The sequence below is a fragment of the Pseudomonas sp. Leaf127 genome, from assembly GCF_001423155.1.
Lineage (GTDB): Bacteria > Pseudomonadota > Gammaproteobacteria > Pseudomonadales > Pseudomonadaceae > Aquipseudomonas > Aquipseudomonas ovata.
Genome location: NZ_LMOA01000023.1, coordinates 464,765 through 477,774, shown reverse-complemented (window position 1 = coordinate 477,774; position 13,010 = coordinate 464,765). Strand labels below are relative to the sequence as shown.

Below are 13,010 nucleotides of genomic sequence, written 5' to 3'. Positions count from 1 at the left end.
CTCTCAATAAGCGTGTTTGCTGGGGTCTTCGATGCCGGCCGTGTCGACCTTGCCCCACAGCACCTTGTAGACCCAGGTGGTGTAGGCCAGGATCAGCGGCAAAAAGATCGCGGTGCTGACCAGCATGATGAACAGGGTCATGTGGCTGCTGGACGAGTCCCAGACGGTCAGGCTGAAACGCGCATCCACCGTCGACGGCAGGATGAACGGGAACATCGAGGCGCCCACCGAGACGATGATGCCGGCGATGCCCAGGCCGCTGGCCAGGATCGTCAGGTTGTCGCGCCGGGCGCGCATCAGCACGAAGGCCAGCAACATGCCGATAAAGCCCAGGGCCGGTGCGATCAGGGTCCAGCCATGTTGGGCGTAGTTCTGGAACCAGACGCCCTCGCCCACCACGGCGGTCTTGAACAGCGGGTTCGACGGGCCGGTCGGGTTGATCGTCGAGGTGATGCTGTAGCCGTCGATCCAGGTCCACAGCGCCAGCCCTGCCACCGCGTACAGCACCACCGTCAGCAGGGCGCTGATGCTGCCTACGGTGCGGGCACGGGCGGCGACAGCGCCGTCGGTCTTGATCCGCAGCCAGGCCGCGCCGTGGGTCACCAGCATGCTCACCGAGACCAGCCCGCAGAGCACGGCAAAAGGATTGAGCAGGCCAAAGAAGGTGCCGTCGTAGTGAATGTGCATGTCCGGGGTCAGGCGAAACGGCACGCCGACCAGCACGTTGCCCACCGCCACGCCGCTGATCAGCGCCGGCACGAAGCCACCGACGAACAGCGCCCAGTCCCAGGCGTTGCGCCAGGTTTTCGATTCGCGCTTGCTGCGGTACTTGAACGCCACCGGACGCAGGATCAGCGCCACCAGGATGACGAACATCGCCAGGTAAAAGCCCGAGAACGACACCGCGTACAACTGCGGCCAGGCGGCGAAGATCGCGCCGCCGCCCAGCACCAGCCACACCTGGTTGCCTTCCCAGGTCGGGCCCACGGCGTTGATGATCACCCGCCGCTCAAGGTCGGTCTTGCCGATGAAGGGCAACAGCGCACCAGTGCCCAGGTCGAAGCCGTCCATCACGGCAAAGCCGATCAGCAAGGTGCCCAGCAGCACCCACCAGATGACACGCAAGGTGTCGTAGTTCAGCAACTCATGCAGGATCATGGTTTCACTCCGCAAGGACAGGGACAGGGACAGGCTGACGGGCGGCCAGCGCGGCCGGGGTGGCGACGCTCGCCTGGGCCGGCTCCGGGTCCGGACCGTGCTGGATGGCCTTGATCATCAGCTTGAGCTCGATCACCAGCAGCACGCTGTAGATCGCCACGAAGCCGGCGATGGTCAGCAACAGGGTTTTCACCCCCAGGTTGGACACGGCCACGGCGGTGGGCAGCACGCCTTCGATGACCCAGGGTTGGCGGCCGTACTCGGCCACCAGCCAGCCGGCCTCGATGGCCACCCACGGCAGCGGAATGGCGCAGACCGCCAGCTTGAGCAGCCAGCGGTGCTGGTCCAGGCGATGGCGCGCCGACAGCCAGAAGAATGTGGCGGTCAGCACGATGAAGAACATGCCCAGTGCCACCATGACCCGGAACGACCAGAACAGCGGCGCCACTTGCGGCACGGTGTCCCAGGCTGCCTTGGCAATCTGCGCCTCGGTGGCCTGGCGCGGGTCGTCGACATAGCGCTTGAGCAGCAAGGCATAGCCCAGCTCGTTGCCGTTGGCTTCGAAGGCTTCTTTCAGGGCCGGCGCAATGGTCGTGGTCGAGCCCTCGGCGCGGATGTTTTCCAGCGCGTCATAAGCCAGGATGCCACGACGAATGCGCGCCTCGGCGCTGACCACCAGTTCCTTGATGCCCGGCATCTCGGTGTCCAGCGAGCGCGTGCCGATCAGGCCCATGACCCACGGAATGTGAATGGCGTAATGGGTTTCCCGCGCGGCCTGGTCAGGAAAGCCGATGGCGGTGAAGGCGGCCGGGGCCGGCTCGGTTTCCCACATCGCCTCGATGGCGGCCAGCTTCATCTTCTGGTGTTCGCTGGACAGGTAACCGCTCTCGTCACCCAGCACCACCACCGACAGCGAGGCCGCCAGGCCGAAGGAGGCGGCCACGGTCATCGAGCGCTTGGCCAGCTCGACATGCCGGCCCTTGAGCAGGTACAGCGCCGAGATGCCCAGCACGAAGATCGCGCCGCACACGTAGCCGGCCGACACGGTGTGCACGAACTTGGCCTGGCCGACCGGGTTGGTCAGCACGGCGTAGAAATCGCTGACTTCCATGCGCATGGTCTGCGGGTTGAACGCCGCGCCCACCGGGTTCTGCATCCAGCCGTTGGCAATCAGGATCCACAGCGCCGACAGGTTGGTGCCCAGCGCCATCAGCCAGGTCACCAGCAAATGCTTGACCGGGCTGAGCTTGTCCCAGCCAAAGAAGAACAGGCCGATGAAGGTCGCCTCCAGGAAGAACGCCATCAGCCCTTCGATGGCCAGTGGCGCGCCGAAAATGTCACCCACGTAGTGGCTGTAGTAGCTCCAGTTCATACCGAACTGAAACTCCATGACCAGCCCGGTGGACACCCCGATGGCGAAGTTGATGCCGAACAACACGCCCCAGAAGCGGGTCATCTGCCGCCAGATCGTGCGCCCGGTCATCACATAGAGGGTTTCCATGATCGCCAGCAAAATCGACAGCCCCAGCGTCAGCGGCACGAATAAAAAGTGGTAGAGCGCCGTCAGCGCGAACTGCAATCGCGACAGACTGACTATGTCCAGGTCCATGCCATTTACCTCCAGAAGGGTTGTATTCAAGTCATCGAAAACAGGTGGATCAGTCAGGCCGCAGGCCCGCCAGGGCCGCGTCATAACCGGCGCTGCCGCGTGGCCAGGCGGCGATCACACGCCCGCCGTGCAGCATCACCAGCCGGTCGGCCAGGGCCGCCTCGCGGCGCAAATGGGTGGCCAGCAACCAGGTTCGGCCCTGGCCCAGCCGGTCGAGCTGGCGCAGCACATCGGCTGCGGTGTCGGCATCGAGCCCTTCACTGGGCTCATCGAGCAGCCACACTGGCGCCTCGCGCAGCAGCAGGCGGGCCAGTGCCAGGCGCCGGGCCTGGCCACCGGATACGCCCAGGCCGCCTTCGCCCAGCCGGGTGTCGAGCCCGACGGGCCAGGCGCGCAATGTGTCGGCCAGTCCGGCATGGGTCAGCGCTTGCCTGAGCTGGTCGTCGCCGGCGTGTGGACAGGCCAGCAGCAGGTTGTCGCGTACGCTGTCCTGGAACAGTTCGGTGCGCTGGGTCAGCCAGCCGTAAGGGCTGCCCATCTGCACGCGGCCGAGGCGGGCCGGCAATTCGCCAGTCAGCAGCGCCATCAGTGACGACTTGCCCGCGCCGCTGCTGCCCACCAAGGCCACCCGCTCGCCGGCCTTGAGCTGCAGGTCGATGCCGTGCAGGCAATCCTGTGCCGCGCCAGGGTGGCGAACGTGTACCTGCTGCACACGTACAGGTTGATCAGCGGCCAGCGGCTCAGCAGGCATGGGCGCTGGCAGGTCGGTGGCCAATACCGGTCCGACCCTTCGCGCCGCCAGGGTGGTACGGCCCAGCTCCAGCGCGCCCCGGCGCAGGGCGGCCAGGGGTTCGGTCATGGTCAGGGCGACCAGCACCGCCAGCACCGCGACCGGCACTTCGATGACCCGGGTCGACACCAGCCAGCCGCTGACCAGCACGGTCAACGCCAGCAACACCGTGCTCAACAGGCCGAAGGCCACGGCGGCGCGGTTGTCCAGTGCATTGAGGCGGTCGTCGCAGCGGGCCAGGCGCGCATCGGTCTGGCGCAGGCGTTCGCATTGCGCCGGCAAGCGCCCGGCCATCAGCAATTCGGTCTGCCCCGCCACCAGGTCGGCGGCCTGGGCACGCAGGGTTTCAGTGGCCCGGGCCCGCGCCTGCGCCGGACGCAGCGCCCCCCGCCAGGTGCTGCGCAGCACGATCAGCGTGACCAGGCTCATCAACAGCAACACGGCAAGCCCCAGGCCGACATTGATCAGCCCCAGCGTCAGCGCCGCGGCCAGGGTCGCGGCGAATGCCGACAGCAGCGGCACCAGCACGCGCAGGTACAGGGAATCCAGTGCATCGATGTCGCCGGTCAGGCGAAACAGCAGCCGGGCCGGGCGCAAGGCCAGCTCGCGGGCGGCCTGCGGCTGTGCCCAGCCGATGAACAGCCGCACGCGCAACGCCGCCAGCACCGCCAGGGTCGCGTCGTGGGTGGCCAGGCGCTCGCCATAACGGGCGGCGGTACGGCCCAGGGTGAACAAGCGAATCCCGGCCGAGGGCATGAACACATCGAAGGCCAGCGCGGTGGCCGCACTCAGGCCGGCAATCGCCGTGGCACTGATGAACCAGCCCGACAGCCCCAGCAGCGCCATGCCGAACAGCACGGTAAGCGCCGCCAGCCCGGCGCCTGCCAGCAACAACCGGCCGCGTGCCTGCCAGAACAGACGGGCGACCGGCAACAGTGCATCGAACGCACGGAGGCTCATGACAGCACCTCATCCACGGCCTTGACCGGGCCAGCGACAGAGGCCTGACACAGTGCCTGCAGCGGCACCTGGCGCTGCATCGCGGCGGCCAGCACCGGGTCGTGGGTGGCGACGATCAGGGTGCGGCCGCGCGCCAGTTGCAGCAGGGCCTGGATCACCTCGAACGCGCTCTGCCGGTCCAGGTGGGCGGTGGGTTCGTCGGCCAGGATCAGCCGGACCGACGGGTCGGCCGCCACCCGCGCCAATGACAAGCGCACCGCCTCACCCCCCGACAAGCCCTGACCGCCCTCACCCAGCACCTGCCCGGCACGGGCCTGCTCGACCTGCGCCAGGCACGCCTGGGCCAGCGCGGCCTCGACCGCCGCACGGTCCACGCCCGGCCGTCCCAGCGCCACGTTGTCGTACACGGACCCGGCAAAGGTGTGCGGCTTCTGGCCGATCCAGCCTATGGCGCCCGGCGCCACATTCAGGCTCAGGTGGCCGGCCTGCAACGGCAACAGGCCAGCGATGGTCGCCAGCACGGTGGATTTGCCACCGCCACTGGGGCCGGTGATCGCCAGGTGCTCGCCCTCGGCCACTTGCAACGACAACGACTCGAAGGCCGGCCGGGCGGCGCCCGCATGACGAACGCTGACCCCCTGCATATGCACAACCAGACCCGGCGTCTGGGGATCGACCGGCGCGGCAGGCGGCAAGGCGGTGCCGCGCTCGCTCAGCGCCTCCAGCGCTTGCAAGGCGGTCACGCCCGAGGCGCGGTCGTGCCAGACCGCCGACAGGTCGCGCAACGGCTCGAAAAAGCTCGGCGCCAGCAGCAACACGAACAGGCCCTGACCCAGGCTCAGGGTCTGCCCCCAGGCACCGAACGGCAGATAACCCAGCAAGTGAAAGCCGATATACACCGCCACCAGCGCCACGCCCAGGGCCGAGAACAATTCCAGCACTGCCGACGACAGAAAGGCGATGCGCAACACGCGCATCGTGCGCTGTTGCAGCGACAGCGACGAAGCCTGTAAGCGCTCGGCGGTGGCCTCGACGGCGGCGAAGGCCCGCAAGGTGCTCAAGCCGCGCAAGCGGTCGAGCAGAAAGGCATTCATGTTGCCGGTTTCAAGCCACTGCGCCTCGCTGGCGGCCTTGGCGCGCCAGCCCACCAAGGCCATGAACAGCGGAATCAGGGGCGCGGCCAGCAGCAGCACCAGCGCCGCCAGCCAACTGAACCAGGCCACCGCCAGCACAATCACGACAGGCAGGGTCATCAGCCGTTGCCGCACCGGCAGGTAGCGCACCAGATAAGGCAGCAGCGCCTCGGCCTGCTCGGCCAGCACACTGGCGGCCAGGCCCGACGGCGCACGTCGGGTGTCCAGCGGCGAGCGGTCGGCCAGTGCGGTGACAGCGTGTGCACGCACGGTGCCGAGGTACTGGCGTGCGGTGCAATACAGCCAGCGCCCGCCCCAGGCGTCGCTCAAGGTGCGCAGCGCGCCCAGCCCCAGCAGCGCCAGCGCCGCCGGCCAGACCACCGCCATGCCGCGCCCGTCCAGCAGCCCTTGTACCGTCCACGCCAGCACACCGGCCTGCATCAGCCAGAACAGCCCGGCCAGGGTTTGCAGGTGCGCGCCCCAGCGATTGGGCTGGTACGCCGGCAGGATCGCCCCCTCGTTCGAGGGCGCGGCAGAAAAACCGGAAGGGCTGGCAGTTTTCACAGGGTGGCCACTGTTTGGCTGGTAGGGACAGGCGGCGGCACACAGGCCGATCGCTCAGGCCGCCATGCTACGCCCGTGGTTCTGGCCGGTTACTGATCCAGGTCAATGGCGGATTGCCAGCCAACATCGCAGACTGCGCTCTGTGGGCATGCTTCTGGCATCCCCCCAATGACCGCTCGTGACCGCCGACCTTCAGCTTTCTGCACGCCGTGACGATAAGGCCTGAAAGGAAGGCGCATTGCGCAAATGCGCCAGGCCCATGCACCAAAAGGCGACAGCCCCATGCTCAGAAATGCACCGTTACGTACCAAACTGTTGTTGATCCTGCTGCTGCCGCTGCTGGGGTTTCTGTGGCTGGCCACGCTGTTCATGGTCGATAACTACAAGACCCTGCGCAACATGAACAACACCGTCACGGCCAGCACCACCGCGCACCAGATCAGTCGCCTGATCACCACGCTGCAACGCGAGCGTGGCGCCAGTGGGGTCTTTCTGAGCAGCAAGGGCCGCTCGATGGGTGACCGCCTGACGCGCCTGCGCCAGGACACCGATCAGGCGCTGGCCGCCACCCGTGCGCTGGCCGATGGCAACAGCGTGCCGCTCGACAAGGCACTCACGGTGCTGCAAGCCCTGCCGGGCACCCGCCAGCAGGTCGACGCACAGGCCATGACCAGCACCGACTCCGGCGCCCGCTACACCGAGACCATCCAGGCCTTGGCCGGCTACACCCACTCGCTGGAAGCCAATATCAACGAGCCGGCGATCATTCATGCACTGAGCGCGCTCAATCAGTTCATCGAAATGAAAGAGCGCGCCGGTCGCGAGCGGGTGATCCTGGGGCTGGTATTCAGCCAGGACCACTTTGATGCCGCCCTGCTGTCACGCTTCAGCCGCAACCTGGGCGAGTTTGGCGCCTACGCGGAAAACTTTCGCCGCAAGTCCTCGGATGAGCAGTTGCGCCAGCTTGATGCGCGGATGCAGGACCCGAGTGCTGTAGAGGTGGCGCGCCTGCAACGCCTGGCCTTCGAACGGCCGCTGGGCCAGGCCCTGGGGATAAAAGCCGAAACCTGGTTCGAAACCGCCACCCGGCGCATCGACCTGATGAGCGAAGTCGAAGAAGCACTGGGCAACGAAGTGGGCGACCTGGCCGCACAGGCGCGTGACCAGGCCAGCCGCGCCTTGTGGCTGACCCTGGCGGCCGTGCTGTTCGCCCTGGCGGCGGTGGTAGTGCTGTCGTACCTGATCATCCGCATGATCAACGTCGCCGTGGCCGACGTGAACAGCGTGTTGCTGAGCCTGGCGCAACGCGACCTGACCGCCCGCGCCACTTATCAGAGCCGTGACGAGTTCGGGCAGATCTGCGAAAACCTCAATCGCATGGCCTTGGAAATCACCGGTGTCGTCCAGGAAATCAGCAACGCCACCGCACAGGTGGCCACGGCGGCCGAAGAGTCTTCGGCAGTCACGGTGCAGACCAGCCAAAGCGTCGAGCAACAGCGCCAGAGCACCGAGCTGGTGGCCACGGCCATCACCCAGATGAGCACTACTGTGCGCGATGTAGCCAGGAGCACCAACGACGCGGCGCAACTGTCGCAGCAGCTCAATCGCAACACCGCGCAAGGCAGCAGCGAAGTGCAGACCACCATCGAACTGATCCGGCAGTTGTCCAGCCAGGCACAGGACACCGCGCAGATCATCGACGAGCTCAAGCATGAAAGCGATTCGATTTCCTCGGTGCTGGACGTGATTCGCGGCATCGCCGACCAGACCAACCTGCTGGCCCTGAACGCAGCCATCGAGGCCGCCCGGGCCGGCGATCACGGTCGCGGCTTTGCCGTGGTGGCCTCGGAGGTGCGCACGCTGGCGCAGAAGACCCAGGAATCGACGGGCAATATCCAGCAGATGATCGCCCGGCTCCAGGCCGGCTCCGATCGCGCTACAGGCTCGATGCAGGAGACCCTCGACAAGGCCCAGGCGGGCGCACGCAATATCGGCCGCACCGGCGACCTGCTGGCCGAAATCGCCGAGGCGGTGTCAGGCATCAGCGACCGCAACATCCAGATCGCCTCGGCGGCCGAAGAGCAAAGCGCGGTGGCCGACGACATCAGCCGCAACGTCAATGAGATTAACGACCTGGTGATCCAGGTCAGCGCCGGCGCCCAGCAGACCGCCGTCACCAGCCAGGAACTGGCCCGCCTGGCCGAGTTCCAGCAAGAGCTGGTAGGCCGCTTCAAGGTCGGCTGATCCGGCTGCAGGCGATCACCCGCTATGGCGCGGTATCAGCGACACAGGRTGGGCTCTCATAAAAATAAGCTATTGATTTTATTGAGTTTAAAATTCACCGCTTGTGGGAGGCGGCTTGCCGGCGATTGAGTGCGAAGCGCTCACGGAAATCTGCGAAACGCTGAAATTTTACGACTGCTAACGCAGCCGGTCGCGGGCAGAGCGCGCTCCTACCGATCGGTGTTTGATGCGCGACAGCGTGCCGCCTTGGCGCGGTATCAGCGACACAGGGTGGGCTCCTACGTGCGGTGCCACAGCACATCCGCTCAATCATTGCTTATCTGTGCTTGCCATAGTCCGGCGTTCATTCCTCCATGAGCGCCTGCCATGCCGACTCTCCAGCCCTTTCCCCGCTCCGTGGCCTTCGGCCTGTTGTTCATGCGTGTCAGTGCCGCGCTGCTGATGTTCAAGCTGCACGGCCTGCCCAAGCTGCTCAACTGGAGCCAGGAGTTGCAGCACATCGACGACCCGCTGGGCCTGGGTCCGCACGTCACGCTGCTGGCGGCGCTGTTCGCGCAGATCCTGTGTCCACTGCTGATCATCCTGGGCGTCGCCACGCGCCTGGCCTGCCTGCCGATCCTGTTTCTGCTGCTGGTCGCACTGCTGGTGGTGCACCCGGACTGGAGCCTGGAACAGGGCCAGTTCGGCTGGCTATTCATCGTCTTGTTTGCCAGCATTGCTCTGACCGGCCCGGGCCCGTGGACAGTCAAACAGCCGGCATCATGGCGCAGGCTTTGAATCCTTGATGAGGGGCGCTGTTCGACATGCGATCGCGCCGGCGCCCTGATGGACACCGGCGCCTGCCAACCCGTACAGCGGCCGCTTACTTGGCCGGCTGCTGCAGGTAATCGGTGAGGAAATGCTGGGCATTGCCTTGGTTCGACAGGGCATCGTCGTAGGTCAGCGACAGGGCCTGCGATTCACCCGGCACGTACAGTTCGCCGTAGTTACCCTGAATGATCAGCGCCACGTACTTTTTGCCGTCCACGGTGGTGGAGTAGCGCGTGTCCTTGTTGGTCTTCGCCACATCCATCTTCTGGATGCGCTTGTTCCAGTCGTTATCGATGCCGTCGATCTCGACCAGCGCCTGATTGGCCGAGCGCTCGTCATAGCGCAGGGTCCAGACCTTCACGCCCTGGGTGCCCGAATAGGCCACGACCCGATCGCCCACCGGCGGACGCGGGGCTTCGGTTTCAGCCATCGCGCCGGTGGTCATGCACAAGCCCAGAATCAGCGCCGCCCAGTTCCTTGTTGCCAACATTGTCTCGTCCTTTCTTGGAGTGGATACACCCAGGTCACGGGGGTTGAGGTGATAGGACCGGATTGAGCGGGGAAAAATCCATAAGGCAGGAAAGACAGTTGCTGCCTCCTGCGCTGTGATATCGGTCTGAAACGCTCGGCCTTAGCCGTCAGGCAGCTCCCGTGCATAAAACCGGCTGTCCACCGCCATCAGCGGGAAGCTGGCCGGCAGGCTGTCCCGAGGGATCTCGCGGAAGCCGTGTTTTTCATAGAAGCGGTGCGCGGCGAGAAACTTGTCGGTGGTGCCCAGCAGGATCTGGCGTACGCCCCGTGCCCTGGCGTCGGTCAGCAGACGGGTCAGCAGTTGCGCCGCCACACCGTATTCGCGACCACGAAAGGCGGCAGCCACGAACATCTTGCGCAGGGCGGCCTGACCGTTGCCGATGTCCTTGAGGCCGATGGTGCCGACCACGGTGCCGGCGTGCCGGGCAACCCAGAAATCGCCGGTGCCCTGCTGATAGAAGTCGGGAATGGCCGCCAGGTCCGGCTGGTCGGCCGCGGTGATGGGAATGCCGAACTCTTCACGCTGGATGGGCACGATCACGTCGATGACGCCTGGCTGGTCGGCCGGTTCAAAACGCTGGATGCGGATGGCAGAGGTGTTCAAGGGCACTGTCCTGGCAGTCACGGGTAGGTGCCGGGCATTGTTTCAGACTGGCCAGGGCCTCGACAAGGCGGGGCTGGCCAGCGTGGCGGCAAGGCTTTGCGGTGCAGGTTGTTTAATTACAACGCAGGATTGGCGGGGTCAGGCCGCAAGGGATGCTCCACGGCCTCCCAGTGCATCCTCGGCCAGCGCCTGGGCCATTTCGATCAGGTGCGTCACGGCCATGGCCAGGTTGCGCCTGGGGCCCATGAGTTGGCCGGGGTGTAGGAGCGCGCTTGCCCGCGACCGGCTGCGTCAGCAGTCGTAAATTTGCAGCGTTTCGCAAAAGTATCAGTCATAAACTTTCAGCGTTTCCGAGATTTCTGCGAGCGCTCCGCACTCGGTCGCGGGCAAGCGCGCTCCTACAGCGGTGAAGCCGATGCAGCGGTGGAGCCAGTACAGCAGTGAAGACATTACATTTTTCAACACCCACAAAAAACCGCCCCGAAGGTTGTCGCGCCGAAAATCAGCAATGGTTTTGAAGTCAGGTGCCAGTCGGCCCAACAACCACATGACCTCCACGTTGCGCCGACACTCCGCCTCAAGTCGCCGCGACGAACGAATGCGCTGAAAATAGCCGTACAGATAGAGTTTGAGCAGGTCGGCGGGATCGTACGAAGGACGCCCAGTGGCCTTGGGNGCCTCAAGTCGCCGCGACGAACGAATGCGCTGAAAATAGCCGTACAGATAGAGTTTGAGCAGGTCGGCGGGATCGTACGAAGGACGCCCAGTGGCCTTGGGTCTGGCTTTATCAAAGCCCAATTGCTCGAAGTCCAGAAGAGCAATGTAGGCTTCGATCACCCGTACCAGATGGTCGTCGGGAATGAGCTCGTCCAGCGAGAGTGGAAAAAGCGCACTCTGGGAGCGGTTTTCACCTTGGATATAGCGCATAAGAAAAATGCCCGTATCTTGCGATACGGGCATCTTCTTCAACCGGCCAACAGATTGCTAGGTTTTCACACAGTCTGCCGAAGGGCGGTTTTTTTCAGCCCGCTGAAATTACAGCTGCGGACCGGCCGCCTTGATGGCGTCGCTCACGTCGAACTTCTTGAAGTTCTCGGTGAACAGGCCGGCCAGGCCCTTGGCGGCTTCGTCGTAGGCCGCTTTGTCAGCCCAGGTGTTGCGCGGGTTGAGCAGAACGGTGTCGACGCCTGGAACGACCTTTGGCACGTCCAGGTTGATGATGTCCAGGTGCTCGGTCTCGGCACCGATCAGCGCGCCGCTCTGGATGGCTGCAATCACGCCGCGGGTGGTCGGGATGTTGAAGCGCTTGCCGACGCCGTAGCCACCGCCGGTCCAGCCGGTGTTGACCAGGTAGACCTTGGAGTTGAAGCCACGGATACGCTTGATCAGCAGTTCGGCGTAGACACCGGCCGGACGCGGGAAGAACGGCGCGCCGAAGCAGGTGGAGAAGGTCGACTTGATGCCCGAGCCCGAACCCATTTCGGTCGAACCGACCAGCGCGGTGTAGCCCGACAGGAAGTGGTAGGCCGCTTGCTCTTCGCTGAGGATCGACACCGGTGGCAGGACGCCGGTCAGGTCGCAGGTCAGGAAGATCACAGCGTTCGGCTCGCCACCGAGGTTCTTCGGTGCGCGTTTTTCGATCAGCTCGCGTGGGTAGGCGGCGCGGCTGTTCTGGGTCAGGCTATCGTCGGCGTAGTCGGCTTTCTTGGTTTCCGGGTCCAGCACGACGTTTTCCAGCACGGCGCCGTGCTGGATGGCTTTCCAGATGACGGGCTCGTTCTTCTCGGACAGGTCGATGCACTTGGCATAGCAACCGCCTTCGATGTTGAACACCACGCCTTCGCCCCAGCCGTGTTCGTCGTCACCGATCAGGTAACGGCTTTCGTCAGCCGACAGGGTGGTCTTGCCAGTGCCCGACAGGCCGAAGAACAGGGTCACATCGCCCTCTTCGCCCATGTTGGCGGCGCAGTGCATCGGCAGCACGTCGGCGGCCGGCAGCAGGAAGTTCTGCACCGAGAACATGGCTTTCTTCATTTCACCGGCGTAACGCATGCCGGCGATCAGTACTTTTTTGGCCGCAAAGTTGATGATCACGGTGCCGTCGGAGTTAGTGCCGTCACGCTCGGGCTCGCAGACGAACCATGGCGCGTTGAAGATCTGCCACTCGTCCTTGCCGCCTTCGTTGTAGGCCTCGGGATTGATGAACAGGCAACGGCCGAACAGGTTGTGCCAGGCGGTCTCGGTGGTCATCTTGACCGGCAGGTAGTGCGCAGGATCGGAACCCACATGAACGTGGGAGACAAAACGCTCGCGCTCGGCCAGGTAGGCGCCTACGCGGTCCCACAGGGCGTCGAACTTGTCGGCGGGGAACTTGCGGTTGATCGGACCCCAGGCGATGGCGTCCTGAGTGCCGGCTTCTTCAACGATGAAGCGGTCCACCGGAGAACGGCCGGTGCGGTGGCCGGTTCTCACCACCAGGGCGCCCGTGTCGGCGAGTTCGCCTTCACCGCGGGCAAGGGCTTCCTTGACCAGGTCATCGATGCTCAGGTCGGTGTACACAGCGTTGTTGGTTTGCGTCATGAGGGTCCCCGTCGGCCTGAGGCCGAG

Annotated in this window: 10 protein-coding genes and 1 pseudogene; 2 read left to right on the top strand and 9 right to left on the bottom strand. The window is 65.0% G+C overall.

Going from position 1 to position 13,010, the window contains the following annotated elements:
* Positions 1 to 3 precede the first annotated feature (3 nt).
* From cydB to cydD, 4 genes are read right to left on the bottom strand one after another with little or no spacing between them, the layout of a single operon-like run.
* The gene (gene cydB, locus ASF84_RS23265) at positions 4 to 1,158 is read right to left on the bottom strand and encodes a cytochrome d ubiquinol oxidase subunit II (protein WP_056841230.1); all 1,155 of its coding nucleotides are present in this window, start codon (positions 1,156 to 1,158) and stop codon (positions 4 to 6) included.
* 4 nt (positions 1,159 to 1,162) lie between these two features.
* Positions 1,163 to 2,767: a cytochrome ubiquinol oxidase subunit I gene (locus ASF84_RS23260; protein ID WP_056841229.1), complete on the bottom strand. Its 1,605-nt coding sequence runs from the start codon at positions 2,765 to 2,767 to the stop codon at positions 1,163 to 1,165.
* 49 nt (positions 2,768 to 2,816) lie between these two features.
* Positions 2,817 to 4,517, bottom strand: a complete 1,701-nt coding sequence (cydC, locus tag ASF84_RS23255) for a thiol reductant ABC exporter subunit CydC (RefSeq protein ID WP_056841228.1) — start codon at positions 4,515 to 4,517, stop codon at positions 2,817 to 2,819.
* Positions 4,514 to 6,214 (bottom strand): thiol reductant ABC exporter subunit CydD, encoded by a 1,701-nt coding sequence (gene cydD, locus ASF84_RS23250; protein WP_056841227.1) that lies wholly within the window; start codon positions 6,212 to 6,214, stop codon positions 4,514 to 4,516. Before cydD ends, cydC begins: the two co-directional genes overlap by 4 nt.
* Before the next feature lie 282 nt (positions 6,215 to 6,496).
* Between cydD and ASF84_RS23245 the strand changes: the two genes are divergently transcribed.
* Together ASF84_RS23245 and ASF84_RS23240 are read left to right on the top strand one after the other, a co-directional pair.
* A complete protein-coding gene (locus ASF84_RS23245; RefSeq protein WP_056841510.1) occupies positions 6,497 to 8,458 on the top strand; it encodes a methyl-accepting chemotaxis protein in 1,962 nt (653 codons plus the stop codon).
* Positions 8,459 to 8,824: 366 nt separating this feature from the next.
* Entirely contained in the window at positions 8,825 to 9,235 is a 411-nt protein-coding gene (locus ASF84_RS23240; protein ID WP_056841226.1) for a DoxX family protein, read from the top strand.
* 85 nt (positions 9,236 to 9,320) lie between these two features.
* On the opposite strand, the gene ASF84_RS23235 is transcribed toward ASF84_RS23240, so the two are convergent.
* The 5 genes and pseudogenes from ASF84_RS23235 to ASF84_RS23220 form a co-directional block, all read right to left on the bottom strand.
* On the bottom strand, positions 9,321 to 9,758 hold the full coding sequence (locus ASF84_RS23235; RefSeq protein WP_056841225.1) for a hypothetical protein: 438 nt from the start codon (positions 9,756 to 9,758) through the stop codon (positions 9,321 to 9,323).
* A gap of 141 nt (positions 9,759 to 9,899) precedes the next feature.
* Positions 9,900 to 10,403, bottom strand: a complete 504-nt coding sequence (locus ASF84_RS23230; RefSeq protein WP_056841224.1) for a GNAT family N-acetyltransferase — start codon at positions 10,401 to 10,403, stop codon at positions 9,900 to 9,902.
* Positions 10,404 to 10,889: 486 nt separating this feature from the next.
* Positions 10,890 to 11,078: pseudogene (locus ASF84_RS28740) on the bottom strand (transposase); the annotation flags it as partial.
* Between the two features lies 1 nt (position 11,079).
* On the bottom strand, positions 11,080 to 11,330 hold a 251-nt coding region (locus ASF84_RS30335), incomplete at its 3' end, for a transposase (protein ID WP_177339482.1).
* Positions 11,331 to 11,438: 108 nt separating this feature from the next.
* Positions 11,439 to 12,983 (bottom strand): phosphoenolpyruvate carboxykinase, encoded by a 1,545-nt coding sequence (locus tag ASF84_RS23220; RefSeq protein ID WP_056841222.1) that lies wholly within the window; start codon positions 12,981 to 12,983, stop codon positions 11,439 to 11,441.
* Between the last annotated feature and the right edge of the window lie 27 nt (positions 12,984 to 13,010).